The following is a 22,546-nucleotide window of genomic DNA, read 5'->3' on the forward strand; positions in this document are numbered from 1 at the left end:
GATTTGTTAAACAGAAACTTTACCGGCAATATGCGGATGCGGGTCGTAATTTATCAATTCGAAATCTTCATATTGGAAATCAAAGATACTCTTCACGTCCGGGTTTATCTTCATTTGCGGCAACGGACGTGGTTCGCGGGAAAGTTGTAGTTTTACCTGTTCCAGATGATTCAGATAAATATGCGCATCACCAAGTGTATGAATGAAGTCTCCTGCTTTCAATCCTGTTATTTGTGCCATCATCTGCAACAGTAGGGCATAAGATGCAATGTTGAAAGGTACACCGAGAAAAATGTCCGCACTGCGTTGATAGAGTTGGAGACTCAGCCGTCCGTTTGCCACATAGAATTGAAAGAAAGCATGACAGGGAGGAAGATTCATATTGTCAAGATCTCCCACATTCCAAGCACTGACAATGATGCGGCGGGAATCCGGATTATGAAGAATTGTTTCTACAGCCTCACTGATCTGATCGATGGAACCACCTTTGTAATCAGGCCAGGAACGCCATTGGTAACCGTAAATATGTCCCAAGTCACCATTCTCATCCGCCCACTCGTTCCAGATGCGAACACCATGATCTTGCAGATACTTGGCATTGGTGTCTCCATTCAGGAACCATAGCAATTCATATATAATCGATTTCAGATGCAGCTTTTTGGTGGTGAGGCAGGGAAAGCCATCATCCATATTGAAGCGCATTTGATGTCCGAATACGCTGATTGTACCGGTTCCGGTACGGTCTTCCTTGTGTACGCCCTCGGTTAATACCCGATTGAGCAAGTCTAAATATTGTTTCATGATTGCAGATTACGAATTATAAACAACAAAAGAGGCAATCTTTTTTGCCTCGCCAAAGGTAACTAAACTTCGGCAGATAGCATAGAATAATTTTCAATTAAAAATTAGAGGAACGGCGGTATAATTAAAGGAACGGTGTCATAAGGTTACCCACCCAACCTACAAACTTCTTCCACCCGGAACGTTTTTTCCAAACTTCGGGAGTCAATAGCGTACTATTCTTTTTATCCCGTTCAAACATATCATTCAACTGGTGAGTGATTGTAGGATCGAAAATAAACGCATTCGTTTCGAAGTCATATCGCAGGCTGCGGCTATTCAGATTGGCCGTACCCACAGTACAGAAATTCCGGTCTACCATCATAATCTTGGAATGGTGGAAACCTCCGTTAAAGAGATAAACTTTTGCCCCTTTCTTCATCAGCTTGTGTACGATATAGAAAGATGCTTCCGGGGTGAAAGGAATATCAGAAACAGCAGGTATCATAATTTCTACTTCAGTACCTTTCTTTAATGCATATTTAATGGCTTTCCGGATAGATTTGGTCGGTACAAAGTAAGGGTTCACAATTTGTATGCTGTGTTGCGCCGATCCAATGGATGCTGCATAAGCGTGACTGATAGAGCGGGGAGTTTCCCGTGGTGTACGGTCTACTATTGCTATTTCTTCGGCTATACTGTCGGGGAGTTGCGGTATATCCGGAAAGTAAACGGGACCGCCGACGTGCTGTTTAGTCTCCTGGTTCCACATGGTGAGGAAAATTCCTTGCAGATAGCGTACGGCATCTCCTTCGATGCGCATGTGCATGTCGTGCCATTGACCGATTTTGGGTAGTCCGGTGATGTAATAGTCGGCGATATTCATTCCACCGGTATATCCTATTTTTCCGTCAATCACTACAATTTTCCGGTGGTCGCGGTGCATAGCATGATTGATCCACGGGAAGGTAATCGGGTCGAATTTCACAATTTCAATACCTCGGTTACGGATTGCTTTCAGATGATGTTTCTTTAATGGTTTGTTATTAGACCAGTTACCGAAAGCGTCGAAGAGAGCGCGGACTTCCACACCTTCTTGTACTTTTTCAGCCAGTAAGTCAAACAGGGCATTGGCAATGGAGTCGTTGCGGAAGTTGAAGTACTCCAAATGAATGTGATGTTTGGCATGGCGTATTTCTTCGAAGAGATCAAGAAATTTCTCCCGCCCGCTCATCAGTAGTTTTACTTCATTGTTAGCGGTGACCGGAATGCCTTGTTGTTGCAGATAATGCACCACGAGCGAGTCACTGGTGGCGACTTGCGCGTGAATATTTCCTATAAAAAATAATGCAGATGATAATATGATGAATAATATTCTTCTCAAAACTTCTTACGCTTAGTTAGTTTTTCTAATTGAGTCGACAAAGATACAATTTATTGATGAGAAATGTTTGCTCAGTTAAAAAAAATTAGCCCTTGACCTGTAGAAAGCAGGTAAGGGCTAACTAAACTATTGTAAGGGCAAACGGATTTATTGCAAGGGATAAGTGAACTTTATGCTAAAGAACAAATCTTGCGATATCCTAAGTAGACAAGTACTACGGCCGCTATAATCAGTGATTTGGGGTCGAGTTCTGCTGCACCGCTTTGTACGGCACTGGTGAAAGTCTCGCGCAAAGCTCCCAGCACCAGTTGCAAACCATCAAGAACAAAGAATAACACTACGGCAAGCGTAAAACAGAACAAGCTCCACAGCTGCGAAATCCGGTAATACCGGTCGGGCAGGTGGTGCATCACGCGACGGCTGAAGCCGTTATCTTCTATCTCTTTCCGATTGTCAGAGAAGAATTGCTGCAAAAGTTTATCATCAGTTGTTTCCGTCATAACCATTTTGTTTTAAGTAGATAGCCATTTTTTCTTTCGCCCGCGAGAGGTGGCTTTTAACTGTTCCCGCCGGGCATCCCGTGATATCTGCAATTTTTTCGATGCTCTGATCTTCCATGTAGAACAAGGTAATGCAGGTTCGTTCCATTTCTTTTAGTGTTGCCAGTGCTTGGTAAACGTCCATTTGTTGTCCTACGTCATCCTGACTGGTGTTCCAGTGAGTATCCACTTCCCGGGTGTCGAGGTCGGCTGTCTCCTTCCGACTGCGAAGATAATCATAAAATACATTATATGCAATACGGTAGAGCCAGGTGGAGAAATTGGACAGGTTTTTGAATGAAGCCAGGTTAGTGTAGGCTTTGATAAACGTGTCCTGCGCCAAGTCGTCACTCAATTCGTTGTCGCCGCAAGTAAGGTTGAGAAAGAACCGTCGCACGGGCGACTGGTATTTCTTCACCAACTGGTCGAAGGCCTTGGTGTTGCGAAACACCACGACCTGTGCGACTAACGATATGTCATTGAGTTGGCTCATCTCTCCCGGTTGTTCTTTTTATTAGAGTCCTGTGTATAATAAATAACTAATTGCCCGAATCCGGTGAACATGATCAGTAGTCCGACGCAGCCGATTCCAAAGTTCTCGGTAATGGCCCAGAGGAAGATGAACAATCCGATGCCGATGAAGATGTTTTTGATACCTTTGGTACGGATATCTTCTGTTTTCTCTGCATTCTTGAAGAAGTCTTCGGGTAGTTGTTGTCCATTCGAAAGTGCTTGTTCTGCAAGGCGGTATTTGGCTTTTCGATTTTTGTAATTGAAGAAGAATACCGTAAAGATGATGAGTAGCGGCAGACCGAAGATGAAGACGAGGGCAGTAACTGAAATAATGGTTTTAGAAGTTTTGCTGCCTAAATCGAACTCCCAGTCCCAATCACTGCCGTTGTGGTGTTTCCATCCCTTATCGCTTTTGCTGTCTGAACTACTGCCTTCGTAGGTCATGATGCTGAGCGTATCGGTTACCGTCTTTCCGTCGATGGTAGTATCGCACAGTTCAATTACGCGTTTTTTGTTCCCCTGACTATCGTTTTCTGTAATCGTTCTGTTTTTTGCCTGCACCAGTGAACATAATGTCACGGTGGCGATGAGTGCTAAAATTATTCGTTTCATAATCATATTTTGTTTTATCTTTTATTTTTTCTTTGTGTGTTAGACGTATCATGCCAGTTAGAAAGTTGCAAAGAGACGACATTTTTTTTAGAAAATCGGTATTATCTGAAAGTATTTGCAGAAATTTTAGATGTAAGGTGAAGAAGGGGATGATAGGATTGATTCTTTCCGGGAAAATAATGAATCAAAGATTGCTGATGACTTTCTTGTTAGTTTGTTGATAATCAGTTAATAGTATTTACCGAAAGCTTATCGTAAGATGTAAAAGCGTTTCCCGCCGTATGTAACGGCCTTTACCTCGGCATGTAAATGGAGTTACCGTGTGGAGTGAACAAAGTTACCATTTGGGGTAAACAGAATTTCCATGAAAGGAAAACGACTATGTACTTATAAATGTGAAGTAAGATAATTCATAACCGAAAAGCAATGAATCAGTTTTATTTAATAATAATGTAATATCAGACATCTTGTACTCATAAGATGTAGGTATTTTGCTCTATATCCGGCTAAAACAACTAAATCCGGTTGTTTCTTATTGTAATTAGTGTTACTTTCGCAAATCTATATTAAAAACGCTTTTGGAGAAGTTACGGAATATACTGAAATGGTTCCTTCCTTTATTATTTATCGCATATTTAGGAGGAATTACACTGTTTACTCACTCGCATGTGGTAAATGGGGTAATTATTGTACATTCCCACCCGTTCAAAGGTGAACATAGTCATACGGAAGCGCAGGTTGAAACGATATTCTTTCTTTCTTCTTTTGTGGCTTCTTCTCTACCTTCTATTCTTTTTGTCGCATCAGCTCTTTTCATTTTATTGCGTGTACTGGGTGTTCCGGCTGTAGAACATATCAAGTGCGTGCGAGTTCGTTGCGGCATCAGTCTGCGTGCACCGCCTGTGGTTCATTGACAGTAGGAATGCTTTTATCGGGGGGATTGATACGCGTTGTCCGCGTGCCAATACTGATAATCCCCCTCTATCAAAATCCATTAAAAATTAGAACTACATGAAAAAATATATCTTTTTCGTGGTGGGAGTAATGTACACATTGCTCTCCCACACCGCTTATGCCATTGATTTAAATAAATCCGATGCTAATATTATCGGCCACGTATTAGAGAAAAAAACAGGAGAACACCTCTCTTATATGACAGTAGCCCTGAAAGGAACCACTATTGGTACTATGACCGATGGCACCGGACACTACTTTTTGAAGAATCTTCCGGAAGGTGAGTTCACACTTTCCGTCAGTGCCGTAGGTTATAAACCACAAGAACGAAAAGTAATCTTGAAACGAGGCAAAACACTGGAAGAGAACTTCGAACTGGAAGAAGATATGGTAGCCTTGGATGGTGTAGTCGTTACAGCCAACCGTAATGAAACCGCCCGCCGACTGGCACCTACCTTGGTTAAAGTCGTTACTCCGAAACTATTCGACATGACCAATTCGCACACCTTATCTCAAGGTCTTGTATTCCAACCGGGCGTACGTGTAGAAAACGATTGCCAGAATTGCGGTTACTCTCAGGTACGCATCAATGGTATGGACGGGAAATATACACAGATATTGATTGATTCCCGTCCCATCTTTTCTGCACTGGCAGGTGTCTACGGCTTGGAGCAGATTCCCGCTAATATGATAGAGCGTGTGGAAGTGGTGCGTGGTGGCGGCTCGGCCCTATTTGGTTCTTCCGCCATTGCCGGAACGGTGAATATCATCACGAAAGAACCTCTTCGCAACTCCGGTTCGTTTGCCCACTCTATCTCCAACTTCGATGGTTCCGGTTCATTCGACAATAATACCACACTCAACCTTTCCCTGGTATCTTCGGACAACAAAATGGGAGCCTACATCTACGGGCAAAACCGCCACCGTTCGGCATGGGACTCCAATGGCGACGGTTTCTCCGAATTACCCAAGTTAAAGAACCAGACAGTAGGTGTGAATGCTTATTATAGACTGAGTCCCTATTCCAAGTTGAATCTGGAATATCATCACATGGAAGAGTTCCGTCGTGGCGGTAACCGCTTTGACCTGCCGCCCCACATTGCCGAAGATGCCAATCTGAATGGTTCGGGCGAACCCGGACTGGTGGAGCAGATCGAACATTCTATCAATACGGGCGGATTGAAGTTCAGTGCCTTCTCCAAGGATCAGAAACATTCGTTCAATGCATACGCCTCTGCCCAGCATATCGTGCGCGACAGTTATTACAGCGCCTATGGTCATACCACAGACTTTACCGGCGTATTGGGCGCTCAGTATATCTATCATTTTGATAAGCTCTTTTTCATGCCTTCCGACTTGACGGGTGGGGTGGAATTTAATCATGATAATCTGGACGACAAAGCAACGGATATGCAAAAATACCGGGATGCCGCTCTGGCGGAAGAACCTACTGCAACAGGAGACCGTCTGCAACAGTTGATTGATAAATATACGCCCGCTCCTTTGAAACAGATTGTGAACATTGCGAGCGCCTATGTGCAGAATGAATGGAAAAGTGAGCAGTGGAGTTTTCTGATAGGCGGACGTCTGGACAAGAATAGCATTATGAACAAAGCCATCTTCAGTCCCCGTGCCAATATCCGCTACAACCCTACGCAGGATATCAATCTTCGTTTCAGCTATGCCGAAGGTTTCCGTGCTCCGCAGGCTTTCGACGAAGACTTGCATATTAGTAATGTGGGAGGCGAGTTGATTTCCATCGTTCGTGCTAAGGATCTGAAAGAAGAACGTTCGCGCAGCGTGAACGCTTCGATGGACTGGTATCATTACTTCGGTGATTTCCAGGCAAACTTACTGGTAGAAGGTTTCTTCACAAAACTCTCCGATCCGTTTGTGTTGACAGCACCGATAGAAGATCCGAACGGTAGCGGATATCTGATACAAACCCGTGTCAACGGTTCCGGTGCAAAGGTATATGGCGGTACATTGGAAGGAAAGATTGCCTGGCGTGATAAAATCCAGTTGCAGGCGGGACTGACCGTGCAACGCAGTCTGTACGATTCTCCCGAGGAGTGGAGTGCGGACAAGGAACATTTGTCGGATGAAGAACGCCATAGCGACCGGATATTGCGTACCCCCGATGTTTATGGTTACTTTACTGCCACTTTTAATCCTACAAAAGCATTGTCGGTAGCCCTGAACGGTAATTATACCGGGCGAATGTATGTGCCTCATCTGATGTCCGAAGTGGATGGTACGGCAGACTTGCTGGTGAAAAGCCCGGATTTCTTCGAACTGGGTGCCAAGGTAGCTTATGATATAGATTTTTCCGGCATGTGCCTGCAATTCAATGTGGGAGTACAGAATATCTTCAACTCCTATCAGAAAGATTTTGATAAAGGAGCCACCCGCGATTCCGGTTACATTTATGGTCCGGGAGCGCCTCGTTGCTACTTTGCGGGAGTCAAGCTTAGTTTTTAGTGCCCGGCGGGTTTGCCTTGTATTGCCTTTTTATGTTACCTTTGAAGAAGATAAGCTGCATCTCAGCATAACTTTTCATGCAAGCATGAAAGTTATGCATTCGATTTGCATTACCTTTGTACCCGTAAAACAATTTGGCACATGGACTTACCCGTATCTTTTGCAGACCGTACCCGTCCCCTCTTGGGCGATGAAGAATATAACAAACTGGCTGACGCCTTGAATGGCGAACAGCCCGTAAGCATCCGACTGAATGAAGAAAAACTACCCGATTCTTCATTCAGTCTTTTTCATGCCTCTTCCGACCGGGTGCCTTGGTCTTCCACGGGTTTTTATCTCGACCGTCGATTGACGTTTACCTTCGATCCGTTGTTTCATGCCGGATGCTACTATGTGCAGGAAGCATCTTCCATGTTTGTGGAACAGGTATTAAAGCAATATATCGGCGAAACGCCCTCCGTGATGCTTGACCTTTGCGCTGCTCCCGGCGGAAAGTCCACTCATGCACGCAGTGTATTGCCTGCAGGCAGCCTGCTGGTAGCAAACGAGGTGATCCGTAACCGTTCGCAAATCCTGGCAGAGAATCTGACGAAGTGGGGGCATCCCGGTGTAGTGGTAACCAATAATGATCCGGCCGACTTTTCCTGTTTGGAAGACTTCTTTGATGTCATACTGACTGACGTGCCCTGTTCCGGTGAAGGCATGTTCCGTAAAGATCCCGTTGCCGTCAGCGAGTGGAGTCCGGAGAATGTGGAAATCTGCTGGCAACGTCAGCGACGTATCATCTCTGATATATGGCCCAGTCTGAAACCCGGTGGATTGCTTATCTATAGCACTTGTACGTATAATACGCAGGAAGATGAAGAGAATATCCGCTGGATGCGCGATGAATTTGGGGCAGAGGTACTTCCGGTAGATGCTCCGACAGCGTGGAACATTACCGGAAATTTGCTTTCAGGTGAAGATTTTCCTGTATATCGTTTCCTGCCTCATCGTACAAAGGGTGAAGGCTTTTTCCTTGCCGTGCTTCGTAAGCCGGAAGGAGAGACGGTACAAATCCGTTACAAATCCACCGTTTCCCAAGGAAAGAAGAAGGCTGGTGCTTTAGCGTCTAAAGCTAATGCCGGAGCATCTAAGGAACAATTGTTGGCCGTCCGTGCCTGGCTCCTTTCGGCAGAGGACTATGAGTTTTTTGCAAATGGAATGAATATTGCGGCTTTCCCTAAAGGATATATATCCGGATTATCCGTCCTTCAACAATCTCTTCGTGTCATTCAGGCAGGCGTTACCCTTGCCGAAGTGAAAGGAAAGGACCTGATTCCCAATCATGCCCTTGCTATGAGCACTGTGCAGGCTTCCGATGTTTTTCCTCGTGAAGAAATCTCGTACGAACAGGCTATTGCTTATTTGCGTAAGGAAGCCATTGTACTTCCCGGTACAGCTCCACGCGGTTATGTACTGTTGACGTATAAGGATGTTCCTTTAGGTTTTGTGAAGAATATCGGTAACCGGGCTAATAATCTTTATCCACAGGAGTGGCGCATCCGAAGTGGATACTTGCCGGATGAGATACTGATATTGAAGTCATAGCATTGGGAACGGATTCCGTTCCCATTAAGAGAAACTGTCGTCCTTGTCAGGGGAGAACTGCAAAGACTTAAACTCTGATGAAATACAACACTATTCTTATCCGCAAAATAGCTATAAATCATTTGTTTGACAAACTGCTTGTAATGGAGGTATTAAGATATTGATCAGATATTTGCAAGTAACTGTTCAAAAGAATGATATTCGTTCTTTCCTTTTTTGTGCAGTATTAAGCGGTCGGCGGATAAAACTTGCAGACGCGGTATTTCGTTTGTTTCCGGCGAAGAAGCGGGGTGACAAGCATAGCCATGACGGTTGAGTGCATTCGTTGTCCAGTGCAGCAATACTTCATCACTGGCTTCTACAATGATACAGCGGTGACTATCTACTTTGGGATAATATACCCCGTGCGCATAATCAAACCGGATATCGTTGCGGGAAAACAAGCCGTCCATCCGGTGACTTAGAATCATATCTTCCGTTACTCCACATTGCAGTCCGTTTTCTTTTGAAAGTAACCAAAGTTTATCTGCCAGTACCAATGCCTGCTCTATGTCATGGGTGGAAAGCAGGATCGCCTTCTTTTGTTCCACTGCCAGGCGATGAAGCAAAGTCATAATTTCGATGCGACTCACTACATCCAGGAAAGCTGTCGGTTCATCCAGCAGAATGAGCGGACATTCCTGTACCAATGCTTTGGCAATCATGACCTTCTGTCGTTCCCCATCTGATAGCTCTGCAGTGTAACTGTGGGCTTTATGGCTGATGCTTACAGCTTCCAGAGCCTCTTCAATGATGGAGTGATCCGTTTTGTTCAACCTGCCGAAGAACCCCGTATGAGGTTGTCGTCCCAGAGCTACCAACTCATATACAGTCAGTCCGCCTGCTTGTGTCTTGTCTGTCAGTACTACTCCGATGGTACGTGAACGTTCTTTTTCGGAATAGGCAGACAATGGCTTTTCCTGTACAAATAATTCTCCTGACAAGGTCGGTTGTGAAGCAGCCAAAGTGCGGAGCAGAGTTGATTTACCGGTTCCGTTAGCTCCCAGCAGGCAGGTCAGTTCTCCGGGATAGAGCCGGAAGGAGAGATGTTCATGTATCCGTTTCTCTTGCTTTCCCTGGCGGTAGCCGATGCATAAATCGTTTGCGGTGATAACAGCTTTCTCCATCAGTTGAAGTATTGTATTTTACGTTGGTTGACAATGACATAAATGATAACAGGCGCCCCCAGCACAGGGGTTACCGCATTGAGAGGAATAATACCTGCTTCGCCTGGAAGGATGCAGATCAGATTGCAGAGCAAGGCAATCACACCACCCGTCAGCAAGGTGACGGGAAGCAGTGAATTGTGATTGGACGTGCCCAGCATCAGGCGGGAGATATGTGGAACGGCCAAACCGATGAAAGCAACAGGTCCGCAGAAGGCGGTAGTGACGGCTGTCAGTAGTCCGGTGGCAATCAGTAACAGATTTCTTGTGCGACGGATGTTTACTCCTAGGTTTTCAGCATAGCGCGTACCCAGCAGCAAGGCATTCAAGGGTTTGATAAGCAGGATGGAAAGTAACAAACCTGCCAGACAGAAAATGGAGAAATAGGGGAGTTGTTGCAATGAGACACCTCCGAAGTTCCCCATGCCCCATATCATATAAGAATGTACTCCTTCGGCAGTAGCAAAGAAATTGAGTAATGAAATAGCGGACGAAGTGATATAACCGATCATGATACCCGTAATCAGCAACATGATATTGCTTTTTATCAGTGTCGAAAAGAAAAGGATAAGTCCCATTACCACCATCGACCCGATGAAGGCACCGAGTATCACGGAGAAGAAACCGGATAATGTAAATACCCCTGTAGCAATGCTTCCTCCACCGGCCAGCATCACCAATGCGACACCAAGACTTGCTCCTGAGTTAATGCCCAGGATGGATGGACCTGCCAGTGGGTTGTTGAATGCCGTTTGTAGCATCAGTCCCGAAGCTGCGAGTGCGGCACCACATAGTAATGCCGTGACGGCTTGTGGCAGACGGGACTCCCAGATGATAAAAGCCCAGCTGGCTTTTTCTACTTCATTCCCTATGAGAGTATTCCACACAGCTCCGGCGGGGATATTGATTGAACCGAACCAGAGATTCGCAGCCATCAATACGAGAATGAGGACCGACAGTGCTATGCCATATATATATCCTTTTGCTTTCGTTCTTATCATCAGTTCTATTCTGATAGTTTTTTGTAATACCTCAGCTCATAGCCTTCCAACAGTGAAGGATGAAATATTTTAATTAAATCTTTCAATAACCAGTCCGGATGGAAAGGCGTTTCTTCGTAAAAAGGAACCCGGTTGGTATTACATCCGTAGATGTTCCGTTCCTTGAAAGCACGGAAACCTGCATAAGGGGCAAACTCTTTTTCCAGTTCCTTGTATGTTTTATCTATGGGTTGGTTATAGCGTATCAGCCAGAAATCCGTTTGTTGACCTTTCTCAAAGATAACTTCGAAAGGATAGGGGAGTGAGCCGCTATGTGTATCTTCTCTGAAAATATAGTTGGCACCTGCATCAGCGTATAGCCTGGCAATGGTGCTGTTGCCACCCGGAGTGTACCAGGTAGAGCTTGTTTTCAAATCACACATCACGGAGGGAGCAAAGGAGATGGACTTTACTAATTCCTGCAAATCCTTATAGCTTCTTTCTACCGAAGCAAACATAGCATCTGCTTCCGCTTTTTTACCAAATAACAGACCGTAGAAACGCATCCATTCGGCACGTCCCAATGAAGAGGTTTCCATATAATCGGCACATTCAATGATGGGTACATTCAACTTTTCCACACGCCCGTATCCGCCGCTGTTTTCAAAAGGAGAAAGTAGGATGGCATCGGGGTGCAGGTCTATGATTCTTTCGATATTGGGGTTCATTCCATCACCTACATCGGTGATGGTTCCGTTTTGGCATCCTTCCTCGATTTCCGGTAGTTTGATGTACTTCAGGTCGCATACGCCACCGATACTATTTAAGGCACCGAGGTCCTTCAGCAAGCTGCAATGAACGGATGAGTAGATGACTGCTTTACTAAGTGGAGTGCGGACAAGAGTTCCTTGAGGCAGTTCTTGGGGTAACGGCTGTTTTTTGTCTACTAATATATAGGTATGCAATATCTTTGCCGTATCCCAGGGATTGCGTAGCTGCGCAACGGTATAATCTTCGTAATCTACCAAAGAAAGATTCGAAGAATAGCGCAGTGGGATGGTGTCTCCTTGTGCAGAACCGGAAGTAGTGCTGCTCTTTCCGCCGCAGGCGGAAAGAAGTAACACTGTCACCCAAAGGAGTATAAAGAAAGAAATTTGTTTCATTATAAGAAAATCATTTTGTTAGGGTTGATACCTCCACAATCAAACTTTTCAGCAAAAGTTCCATCTTTCTTAAAACGGTAAATATCACCATTGGAAACATAGTCAGAAGTACTGATATAGAATTCTCCCGTTTCAGGGTCGATATTAAAACCATATATACTTGATGATAACAATTCCTGAGGGGCATTCTTTAAGAAATTTCCTTCAGTAAGTTTATGTGCTTTTGTATTGTAAGTGGAAAAACTATGTTCGTATCCGTCACTTTTCCAGTCAGAATAAATGAGATAAATCGTATCATCATGTTCTGCAAAAGCTGATGCTACTGCTATTGATTCTACAGTATCATCTGATTTTATGCGCTGGAAAGTGTAGCCTTCACCCAATACATTGGTCCAGATACCCCATGATAAAAGGTAGACTTCATCATTTGATTCAAGTATGCGATTGGGATTTTTTACAACGGGTATATCTTTCTCTTTTTTGAAAGTATTCAGGTCGATTACAGAAACATCTGTTCCTTCCCCATATCCGGAATTCGCTACATATAGTTTGCCTTCATTTTCAACAATCTGTTCCGGGTTGGCATTGACGTCGACATAAGCTTCTATTTTCATAGTGCGAGAATCAATACGTGCAACCTTTCCGCTCCAAAGTGTAACGTAGATTTTGCCGTCTTTAGCTGCCATGTATCGTGGTTGACCATCAGAACTACTGAATGAAAGGCGTGCTTCTTCCACTGCTGCGGCGTTCAGTTTCAGCAATAGGCTTGAGCCGGACACAATGACATAAATATTGTCCTCATATTCTAATATATCCTGGCCAGTGTCTCCCAACTGTTTTTCATTTTGCTTAAAATAGATGTTGGCAATAAAATTATTATTGCTGTCATTAGCATCTTTATTAGGGGCATAAAAGGCAATGCCTGCATTGTTGTTATCAGCTTTTCCTTCATTCAGGATGAACATTCGTCGTTGTGGTAATTCTACTTTAGTACCTTCATCGTTCCATGGGTCATCGTCATCATCGCTACAAGAGGTGAATGTTACAGAGATTGCGAGCATACAAAGAGTACTGAATAATAAGCTTCTTACTTTCATGTTTTGTTTTTTTAGATTGTAATTAATTAAAAAAGTATGCTACCCGTTATCCGAAATGAACGTCCCGGCATTGGGTAATATTTGATAATATCATATTGTTTATTTGTCAGGTTTATTAGTTCGGCCTGGAGGCGAAGTCTGCATTTTCTCAGTTGGAATGCGCGGGATGCTGACAGGGTATGCTCCGTATATCCATCAATGCGATTTTCCTGTATGTTCTGTGGCAGGCTGTATCGGTCGCTCACACAAGTTAAGGCATAACCTATATTTATCCAGGAGGTTTCTGCAAGTATGGAAGCATTGCCACTATGTAGAGGGGTATAAGGAATCTGGTCTTTATAATTCTTACTGCTTGATGAAGTTACGTCAATAGCTTTCTGATAGGTATAATTGCCTGTTATTGATAAATCAATGTTACGGTGAATAGGGATAGAGGTACGTAAAGTTATATCTGCCCCGGTGATATGTACTTTCCCAAAATTCATCATCTTCCAGACATAAGTGGTAGGTAGGGCGACAATTTTATCATTTACTTCATTATAATATCCATCAACGGTCAGCATTACGTAATTAGTGAAAGAGAATGGAGTGCCGCTCCAAGTAATACCTACATTGTATTCGCGTGCCTTTTCAGGGCGTAGGTCAGTATTGCCCATACGCTGATAATAAAGGTCATTGAAAGTTGGTACGCGGAAAGTGTCTTTGTACATTAATCGCAGAAATAGGGAGTGCTTCTTCCAGGGGCGATATATAAATGAAAGGGCAGGACTGAAACGAGAACGATTATCAGGACGTTTACCTGATTTCACATCCTCGGCAATCAGCGTATGTACTAATGTTCCTGTGGCTGTAAGTCCTTTCCATTGATAGCGTAAATTAAATGCAGATAGCCATGTATATCGTGTGGGATTAGGATTGTTGGGCAAATTATTATCCAGTGTATTAAGTACAAGGTCATTTGCCCATGAAGTAGAAAATGTACTGCAAGGCTGCCATTGTATAGTAGCTGATAGATAATATTCTTGCTGCTTGTTAATGTCTGTTTGTTTGCCTCCTTCATATTTCACGTCCGTGTCTTCATATTTATTCCACGAATAGTTATATTTAGCTTGACCTTGCAAGGTCCATTCCGAAGTGATCTCTTTTAGGTATCGGGCTTGTATGAAGATATTTCTGTCCCATAAACGTTCATTGGCTCGATCATTGTAGAGAATTACTGAACCCGGCAATCCACGTTCCGAATCGAAATAATATGCTTTTATGTTCAGTTGGCTGCTATCTCTCAATGTGTGAAACAGGTTAGCTTCTGTGTGCCATGATTTTATATCAGTATTTTTTCTTTTTTCATTCGTAGTATATTTGCCGTTTATTAATTTAAAAGGATAATTACCATCTGCTCGTAGGTAATTCCCATTAAAGGTATAACAGGTTCGTTGTGCTATACGTTGCCCCCATGTGAGAGAAGGATTTACTAAGCCAAAGGATCCACTTTTTATTTGTCCTTTGAAAGTGTATGCTTTGTCTGTTCCTTCTAAAGGATTTTTGCTATAGATGGACAGTATTCCTGCTGAAGCGAAAAGCCGTGCAGGTTGCAGCAAATCATGGTTTTGCCCAACAGACAGAGATAGCATGTCTATATCATCCAATGCGAAACGTCCTATATCTATTTGTCCCGCTTGGGTATTGCTCACAGCCACTCCGTCGTAGGCTACTGCTGTGTGTGTAGCACCAAGGCTTCGGACGGAAACAGTCTTTAATCCTCCTATGCCACCGTAATCTTTTACATTGGCTCCGGCAAAACGGCGAACAGCATCAGCTATATTCTGAAGTCCGAGGTTTTCCAATTCGTTCTTTTCAAGTACTTGTATGGGCATCGCTACAGATATGCGCTGTGGTACACGCCGACCTTTTATTCCCACTTCCGGAATGGTATGCACCTTTCCGGTAATGGAATCTCCTACCTGTTGCGCTTGCAGATTAATGCAGAGCAACGGTATAAGACAACATAAACAGAATCGTAGCCACATATACCGGCATAGATTATCTCTTATCATAAGTAGAATGCTATAAAACTATATACACCTCATGCCCTTTCCTCGAAGGCATAAGTAATGATGGTTTTGCAGGTCTTCTGACTTACTCCGGATTTGCCGCCTTCCCGCCATACGAATATTGGCAGTGGCACAAGTGATTGGTAAATCCTTTAATATGAGTTCACAGCAGCGGGACTGTTTGGGAGTCACACCCAATTCCCTTTTCATGGAGTATACCGAAAGGCATCCTCCAACAAAACCGGGAGCAAAGATAGGAAAGATTTATGTTTTATTTGTGATGTAGTGCAGTATTTTATAAATTTATGCATTTATTCTAACAGAGTAACTTAATGGAAAACTAATATTATAATGCTTATGCTAAAGAAAACTATTGCTGCACTAAGCCTACTCAGTATCCTTGCAGCCTGTCAGAATGATGAGAATCCTTCTCAACTGGAACCTAAACCACGTCAAGACATCAATCTTACCCGTGCGGAACAAGATTTTATGGACAAAGGTACAGACTTTGCTTTCCGTTTCTTCGATCAGGTGTGCAGTACCGAAAAAGAAAAACCGAATGTTTTTGTGTCTCCATTGAGTGCATCACTTTGCTTATCCATGATTACGAATGGGGCTACTGATAATACGCTTGCTGAGATGCAGGATGTATTAGGATTCCCTGCTACTACTTTCTCTCTTGATGATCTGAACAACTATAATCAAAAATTAACTTCGGCTTTGTTGAATCTGGACAATACGACTCAACTCGGAATAGCTAATTCTATCTGGATAAAGGAAGGTTTTAAGGTGTACGACTCTTTTGTTGATGTGAATAAGAAAATGTACGATGCCCAGGTGCAAGAACTTGATTTCACATCTCCGACAGCCAAAGATGTGATAAATCAATGGTGCGCCAATAAGACTAATAATTGTATAAAGGAGGTTATTCAGGAAATACCTGCGGATGCTCGTATGTATCTGATTAATGCACTCTATTTTAAAGGTATCTGGAAAAGCCAGTTTGATAAGTCGGCTACTGGACAGGATAACTTTACCAATGCTGACGGCAGTCAGAAGGAAGTAGCTATGATGAACCAGACCGCAACGTTCAATTACACCCAGACTGATGATTTCTCTATTGCGGAATTACCCTATGGCAATGAAGCTTTTAGTATGGTGATACTGTTGCCATCCGGAGATAAGACCTTGGATGAAAGCTTATCCGGCCTGAATTACGAAAACTGGAAACTGTGGAGTAAGAATATGACAGGAAGAGAGTTACAAATTAAACTTCCTCGTTTTAAAGTAGAATATGACAAAAAGCTGGAAGAGGACATGATAGCTATGGGGATGAAAGATGCTTTCGATGCTCGTAAAGCAAAGTTTGCCAATATGTCCGGTGCAGAGCTATATATCGGTCTTTTACAACAATTCACCTATATAAATGTGGATGAGGAAGGTACCGAAGCGGCTGCGGTTACTATAGGAGGAATGTTTGAAACTTCTGCCGGTCCGTCTTCTCCTGTTCCTTTCTTTGTGAATCGTCCTTTTGCTTTTATGATTAAGGAAAAGAGTACGGGAGCCATCTTATTTATGGGAAAGATTACGAAACTATAGTTGTATTTCCAACCTTATATTCTTAGAAATCAGATCAACCTTGTATTTCTTCTTGAACAATGCCTTTGCCCGCTGTATAGAGGTATCATTGCTTGGATGCCGGCTACTAACAATTATCGCTGTCCTTTGTAAACTTGCAGAAGATGACAATTGCTTAATAGTTGCTTCTAATTGTTCAATCGCATGAGGTCGGCGACAGAGTCTATCTGGTCAGCTATAATTAGACGATATTCCTCATCTAAGATGGATACCACTTTGCCATTTTCTATTTTGTATGCTCCTACGTTTTCAAAGTTTAGGATACATTCTTTCGGTACGAGTTTATATATTTCTTCTGCTTTAGACGGGTTGCTAATTAACGCATTGTGGGCTTCTATCAGATTATTGAATGCTGATAAAAGATATGGACTATGAGTGGTCAAAGTGACTTTTGAACATTTGCGGACTATTTGCTGAAGCAGTTTTACCTGAGTCTGAGGGAAGAGATTGAGTTCTGGTTCTTCTATTACAAACCGATTATACTCTTTTTCATCAACAGCATAGTCAAGTACCATTAATAGTGGTATGACAGACTGGATTCCTGAAGAAGCATCTTTAAAGGGGATTGTTTTGCGACTCTCTTTCAGATATAGAGTTTCGTTTGATTTATCGGTCTGAAATAACATATCAAAAATAGAGATGTTATAATTCGGATATTTATTCTTTGCTTTCTCATAGATAGAGGCAAAGTTCAATAAGGTTTGGGGTATTGGGGCTTTGTTGAGCACTAATGTAGCGATGGAACGAGAGAATGTACTTACAAAGAAACGCTCTGCCGGTATGTAGAGGTTCGCTATAGTAGATATTTCTTTGGATTCTGGAACTTCACAAGCGAATCTATTATCTTCATAATATATGGTACCGCTTTCCCAAGTGAAGTGTATATAAGTATCTTCGTTAAAATAGGATGCAATGTTGTGCTCTTCAAATAAAGACAATAGACTTTGTTGAAAATCACCGATACGATTGATCGTATAACCTTCAAAAATAGTAATTAGCTTGGCTATTGTACTTTTACCGGAGCCTTGTTCTCCAATAAATATATTATAATCTTTCAAGCATATACTTGCTGATTTGATAGCACCAAAATTGCGTATAATGAGTTTCCTATCCATCTCTTGTATTGTTTTGGAACAAAGATAGAGAGATTCAAATGGATAACAAAATATTTGAAAGATAAATAGAAGACTGGAAGTTTGTTATATTCCAGTCTTCTACTGAGCTTTATAATTTACTCTTGTATATCTGTGCCATCACCTTCTGATACTGATTTTCCAGTTGAAGCAGATTCTGCTTACTTTGATAAATCACAGAAACTTCTACAAAATATTCTATCACACTGATTTGTCCACCGGTAAGGGCTTGTTTCAGCAATGCAAGATCTTGTTGTGAACTGAATGCCTCCCTGTACTCCTGGATGGAAGTCTGCAATGATTGTGCTTCGCTGTATAGCTTTGCCAAGGTTGCTTCGGCTTGGAAAGCAGCGTTCTCTTTCTGATAATCGAGGTTCAGAGATTGCGCTTTGGCTATTTTAACCTTATTGCGATTTTCAAACAGCGGGAAGGAAAAGCCTACTACAACTCCATTGAATGGAGTACCGGACTCCGTATTACGGCGATATCCAAGTTCCAATTTAGGCAACCAGCCTTGTTTGCTTGCAGATATCTGTTTGCGGGCGGCAGCACTTTCACTGCTTAATGACAGCAAAGTCTGATCGGCTGCCAACACTTCCGAACGTAACTGTTCATAGTTGGTAGGAAGAAGCGGCAATGGATAGTCGCTAATGGAGCGAAAACTGCTCAGCTCATTATCTTGCAAAGACTGGTCTCCGTTGAGTGCAAGGAGAGATTTCCAGGCGTTATCAAGCGCAGTCTGATTGGCACGGAACTCTGTACGTACATTCAGTAATTCCAGATTGATCTTGTTTGTTTCCAATACATTGGCATCACCTGTTTCCAGACGTTTCTTATAGTATGCAGAGAGTTCCTCAGCCTGTTTCATACGTTCATTCAGAATCACTTGCTGATGTTGCAACATGATGATGTCGAAACAAAGCTCCTTAGCTTGCAACAACAGTTGTTGACGGAAAGCGGCAGACTGTGCATCAAGCGCACCTGTTTTGAGTCGGTTTACTTTTCCGCGTGTAGCGTATAAGGTCGGGAAATCAAAGCTCTGGGAAACAACAAGTTCACCTATTGTTTCGCTCTTATCTTCCGAACCCCACAGATGGGCATACGAGAGAGTGGGATCAGGCAAGTTGTTCTCCGACTTGTTCTCCAATTTCTGTGAAGTGATGAGTTGCGCATTGGCCTGCAACTCCTTATTGTTTGCCTCAATGCGGTGCAACACTTCGTCTATGCCGACCGATTGGGCACGCATTCCCGCATATAGGAAAAAAGTGATAAAACTAAATATGAGAATTCGTTTCATTATTTGATATTGTTAATGGTTGTTTTTTGAGGTGCATCATCAGATAAACAATCGGAATGATGAAACCGTTCAGGAATGTGGAAGTTAAGAGACCGCCAAGGATAACTTTCGCCATCGGACTTTGAATTTCATTACCCGGCAAGTCACCTCCCAGTGCCAATGGAATAAGAGCGAGAGCAGAAGACAATGCTGTCATCAGAATCGGATTCAAACGGTCCATTGAGCCACGGATTACACTGTCGTACACATTCAGTCCCTCTTCCTGTTGTAAATGGTTGTAGTGGCTGATCAGCAACATACCATTTCGAGTAGCGATACCGAACAGTGAAATAAAGCCGATAATAGCCGGAATACTCACTTCTCCCGTTGTCATCAACAAAGCAAACACACCACCGATCAATGCCAATGGCAGGTTGATAAGTATAATTGCACTTTCTTTGACACTGCGGAATTCATGGTAAAGCAGTAAGAAGATCACCGCAATACTCATCAATGATGTGAGTAACAAGGTGCGGCTTGCTGCCTGTTCACTCTCAAATTGGCCACCGTATTCCAGGTGATACCCTTCGGGCAATTTGATATCCTTGTCCACACGGGCCTGAATATCATTCACCACACTGCGCAGGTCACGGTCGGCAACATTGGCAGAGATCACGATTTTACGTTTCACGTTCTCGCGGCTGATCGTATTCGGTCCCATGGCAGAACGCACTTCTGCGATGTAGTTCAAAGGTATTTTCTTTCCGTCACTGGTATCTATCATCAAGTTGCGTATCTTTTCCATTTCGTCGCGAAGATCATCACGTACACGTACGGTAAGATCGAAGCTTTTACCCTTCTCGTATACCTGTGATACGGTTTCACCAGCAAGACAGACATTCACGAACTCAGAGAATTCCGGTAATGAGATACCAAATTTAGCCAGCATTTCCCGCTTGGGCGAAATGATAAGCTGAGGACGTTCTATTTGTTGTTCCACATTCAGGTCGGCAATACCCGGAATATCCTGGATGGCACCTTTGATTTCATTACCCAAGGTAAACATACGGTTCAGGTCGTCACCAAACAGTTTAATTGCGATGTTGGCTTTCGTACCACTGAGCATGGCATCGATACGGTGGCTGATAGGCTGGCCGATTTCCACATTTGCTCCTACGATAGTACCTAACTTCTCGCGTACTTCGGCAACCAACTCACTACGTGAACGGCCTTTCAATTCGAACGGAGCTTCTATTTCCGAAACATTCACGCCAAGTGCATGCTCGTCCAGTTCGGCACGTCCGGTTTTGCGGGCAACGGTTTGTATTTCGGGAATACTGAGTAATAACTCTTCAGCACGATGTCCCATCTTATTGCTTTCTTCCAGAGAGATACCCGGTAAGGAAGATATGTTGATAGTAAATGAACCTTCGTTGAAAGGAGGCAGGAACGAACGTCCCAATGTGAAGAAACATACCAGAGCAACTATGAACAAACCGATTGTACTGCCCAGTATGATCTTCTTATGTCCCAGTACGAATGCCAATGCAGCACCATACCACTGTTTCATCTTGCGTGCTACGAACGAGTCGCTGCTCTCTTTCTGTTCCTTCTTCTTGTCTTTTCCTAAAAGATAGGAGCAAAGTACTGGTGTAACTGTCAATGCCACTACCGTAGAAGCTGCCAGTGCTACAATGAACGCAATACCCAGTGGAACCAGCATGCGGCCTTCCATACCGGTGAGGAAGAACAGCGGTACGAAACTGACTACGATAATCAGCGTAGAATTCAGAATAGGCATACGTACTTCTTTCGATGCGTTGAATACTACTTCCAGTATGGAAAGGCGTTCTTCCACAGGCTTCAACTTATTCTCGTGGAGTCGTTTATATACGTTCTCCACGTCCACAATGGCATCATCCACCAGCGAACCGATAGCGATGGCAAGACCACCGAGGCTCATTGTATTAATTGTGAAGCCCAAATAATGCAGCGTAACCAGTGAAGTAATCAATGAAAGCGGCAGTGTAACCAATGAGATCACCGTTGTACGTACATTCGCAAGGAACAGGAATAGTACAATCACCACGAAGATACCTCCTTCAAACAAGGACTTCTGTACGTTTCCGATAGAGCTTTCTATAAAGCGGCTCTGGCGGAAGATATCTGTGCTGACTTTTACATCTGATGGCAGGTTCTTCTGCAAGTCTTTTAAAGATGTTTCTAATTTATCCGTCAATTCCAGCGTACTGGTGGCCGGCTGCTTGGTTACAGTCAACAATACGGCGGCTTTGCCCCGTTCCGATGCTGTACCCAGTTTGGGTAATTTTGCTCCAATGTGTACGTCTGCAATGTCTTCCAATAGAATAGGAGCACTGCCCGAAGTAGTTCCACCACGTACTACGGCACGTGCCAGTTGATCTACCCGGTCGGTAGAAAGTACTCCACGCACAATGTATTCGTTACCATATTCATATAGCACGCCACCGTTTGCGTTCAGATTCATTTCGCGGGTTACGGTCATGATTTCATTCAGTGTAACACCGTAATGGCGCATCCGTTCCGGGTCTAATTGTATCTGATATTCCTTTATATCACCGCCAAGTACTGCTACCTGTGCCACACCGCCCGTAGAGAGCAAACGCGGACGGATGGTCCAGTCGGCTATTGTACGTAGGTCGAGCATGGAGGTAGAGTCGGCCGTCAATCCGATAATCAGCATTTCACCCAGAATGGATGATTGTGGGCCCAGCGTCGGTTTACCTACACCGGTAGGCAGGCTTTCACTTACGACAGCTAACTTTTCGCTGACAATCTGTCGGGCCAGATAAATATCCGTATCCCAATCGAACTCTACCCATACTACTGAAAATCCATTGGTAGATGAAGAACGTACGCGGCGCACACCTGTTGCACCGTTCACTGCTGTTTCAACAGGAAATGTGACGAGTTGTTCCACTTCTTCTGCCGCCATACCGTTTGCCTCAGTCATAATGACAACCGTAGGCGCATTGAGGTCAGGGAATACGTCCACTTCCGTGTGCATGGCGGTGTAAGTTCCGCCTATCAGTAACAACACCGAGGCCACAAGCACCAGGATGCGGTTATGAAGTGAGAAATGTATAATCTTATTTAACATGTTAATAATGA

Annotated in this window: 17 protein-coding genes and 1 riboswitch; of the genes, 4 read left to right on the top strand and 13 right to left on the bottom strand. The window is 43.6% G+C overall.

Translation table 11 applies throughout. The features are described 5' to 3' along the window. Positions 1-6: 6 nt before the first annotated feature. The 5 genes from DW036_RS10485 to DW036_RS10505 all read right to left on the bottom strand — a co-directional run bounded on the left by DW036_RS10485 (position 7) and on the right by DW036_RS10505 (position 3,828). Positions 7-801: a thymidylate synthase gene (locus DW036_RS10485; protein ID WP_118463998.1), complete on the bottom strand. Its 795-nt coding sequence runs from the start codon at positions 799-801 to the stop codon at positions 7-9. Between the two features lie 124 nt (positions 802-925). After that, positions 926-2,110, bottom strand: coding sequence for a cardiolipin synthase (gene cls, locus DW036_RS10490; RefSeq protein WP_118464300.1), 1,185 nt, complete (start codon positions 2,108-2,110; stop codon positions 926-928). A 224-nt stretch (positions 2,111-2,334) separates the two neighbouring features. Then, positions 2,335-2,664, bottom strand: coding sequence for a DUF5056 domain-containing protein (locus DW036_RS10495; RefSeq protein WP_118308190.1), 330 nt, complete (start codon positions 2,662-2,664; stop codon positions 2,335-2,337). Beyond that, positions 2,648-3,196, bottom strand: coding sequence for an RNA polymerase sigma factor (locus DW036_RS10500; RefSeq protein WP_118464001.1), 549 nt, complete (start codon positions 3,194-3,196; stop codon positions 2,648-2,650). Before DW036_RS10500 ends, DW036_RS10495 begins: the two co-directional genes overlap by 17 nt. After that, positions 3,193-3,828, bottom strand: coding sequence for a DUF6249 domain-containing protein (locus DW036_RS10505; RefSeq protein WP_118464302.1), 636 nt, complete (start codon positions 3,826-3,828; stop codon positions 3,193-3,195). Before DW036_RS10505 ends, DW036_RS10500 begins: the two co-directional genes overlap by 4 nt. A gap of 578 nt (positions 3,829-4,406) precedes the next feature. On the opposite strand from DW036_RS10505, the gene DW036_RS10510 reads away from it, so the two are divergent. From DW036_RS10510 to DW036_RS10520, 3 genes are all read left to right on the top strand, one after another. After that, the gene (locus tag DW036_RS10510; protein WP_118464004.1) at positions 4,407-4,742 is read left to right on the top strand and encodes a hypothetical protein; all 336 of its coding nucleotides are present in this window, start codon (positions 4,407-4,409) and stop codon (positions 4,740-4,742) included. A 97-nt stretch (positions 4,743-4,839) separates the two neighbouring features. Then, positions 4,840-7,263 (top strand): TonB-dependent receptor, encoded by a 2,424-nt coding sequence (locus DW036_RS10515; protein ID WP_118464007.1) that lies wholly within the window; start codon positions 4,840-4,842, stop codon positions 7,261-7,263. A gap of 141 nt (positions 7,264-7,404) precedes the next feature. Continuing rightward, positions 7,405-8,853 carry an rRNA cytosine-C5-methyltransferase gene (locus tag DW036_RS10520; protein WP_118464010.1) on the top strand — a complete coding sequence of 483 codons (1,449 nt, stop codon included), beginning with the start codon at positions 7,405-7,407 and terminating at the stop codon, positions 8,851-8,853. Positions 8,854-9,017: 164 nt separating this feature from the next. On the opposite strand, the gene DW036_RS10525 is transcribed toward DW036_RS10520, so the two are convergent. Genes DW036_RS10525 through DW036_RS10545 form a run of 5 tightly spaced genes read right to left on the bottom strand, consistent with a single transcriptional unit; the run spans position 9,018 to position 15,352 of the window. Further along, positions 9,018-10,019, bottom strand: a complete 1,002-nt coding sequence (locus DW036_RS10525) for an ABC transporter ATP-binding protein (protein WP_118464013.1) — start codon at positions 10,017-10,019, stop codon at positions 9,018-9,020. Continuing rightward, positions 10,019-11,059, bottom strand: coding sequence for an iron ABC transporter permease (locus DW036_RS10530; protein ID WP_118464016.1), 1,041 nt, complete (start codon positions 11,057-11,059; stop codon positions 10,019-10,021). The genes DW036_RS10525 and DW036_RS10530 overlap by 1 nt, the downstream gene beginning before the upstream one ends. A 5-nt stretch (positions 11,060-11,064) precedes the next feature. Beyond that, complete coding sequence (locus DW036_RS10535; protein ID WP_118464019.1) at positions 11,065-12,201, bottom strand: ABC transporter substrate-binding protein; 1,137 nt, start codon at positions 12,199-12,201, stop codon at positions 11,065-11,067. Beyond that, positions 12,201-13,298, bottom strand: coding sequence for a YncE family protein (locus DW036_RS10540; RefSeq protein ID WP_118464022.1), 1,098 nt, complete (start codon positions 13,296-13,298; stop codon positions 12,201-12,203). Before DW036_RS10540 ends, DW036_RS10535 begins: the two co-directional genes overlap by 1 nt. A gap of 26 nt (positions 13,299-13,324) precedes the next feature. Continuing rightward, a complete protein-coding gene (locus tag DW036_RS10545; protein ID WP_187374595.1) occupies positions 13,325-15,352 on the bottom strand; it encodes a TonB-dependent siderophore receptor in 2,028 nt (675 codons plus the stop codon). A gap of 49 nt (positions 15,353-15,401) precedes the next feature. Further along, a riboswitch (cobalamin riboswitch) is annotated at positions 15,402-15,605 on the bottom strand. A 101-nt stretch (positions 15,606-15,706) separates the two neighbouring features. Here DW036_RS10545 and DW036_RS10550 point away from each other — a divergent pair. After that, complete coding sequence (locus DW036_RS10550; RefSeq protein ID WP_118464304.1) at positions 15,707-16,948, top strand: serpin family protein; 1,242 nt, start codon at positions 15,707-15,709, stop codon at positions 16,946-16,948. Positions 16,949-17,115: 167 nt separating this feature from the next. Here the strand turns inward: DW036_RS10550 and DW036_RS10555 are convergent, their stop codons facing one another. The 3 genes from DW036_RS10555 to DW036_RS10565 all read right to left on the bottom strand — a co-directional run bounded on the left by DW036_RS10555 (position 17,116) and on the right by DW036_RS10565 (position 22,535). After that, complete coding sequence (locus DW036_RS10555; RefSeq protein ID WP_118464028.1) at positions 17,116-18,102, bottom strand: AAA family ATPase; 987 nt, start codon at positions 18,100-18,102, stop codon at positions 17,116-17,118. A gap of 109 nt (positions 18,103-18,211) precedes the next feature. Further along, positions 18,212-19,417 (bottom strand): TolC family protein, encoded by a 1,206-nt coding sequence (locus DW036_RS10560; RefSeq protein WP_118464031.1) that lies wholly within the window; start codon positions 19,415-19,417, stop codon positions 18,212-18,214. Continuing rightward, a complete protein-coding gene (locus tag DW036_RS10565; RefSeq protein ID WP_118464034.1) occupies positions 19,395-22,535 on the bottom strand; it encodes an efflux RND transporter permease subunit in 3,141 nt (1,046 codons plus the stop codon). Before DW036_RS10565 ends, DW036_RS10560 begins: the two co-directional genes overlap by 23 nt. Positions 22,536-22,546: the final 11 nt, after the last annotated feature.

Origin of the sequence: Bacteroides sp. AF39-11AC, assembly GCF_003474285.1 — a bacterium.
Classification (GTDB): Bacteria; Bacteroidota; Bacteroidia; order Bacteroidales; family Bacteroidaceae; genus Bacteroides.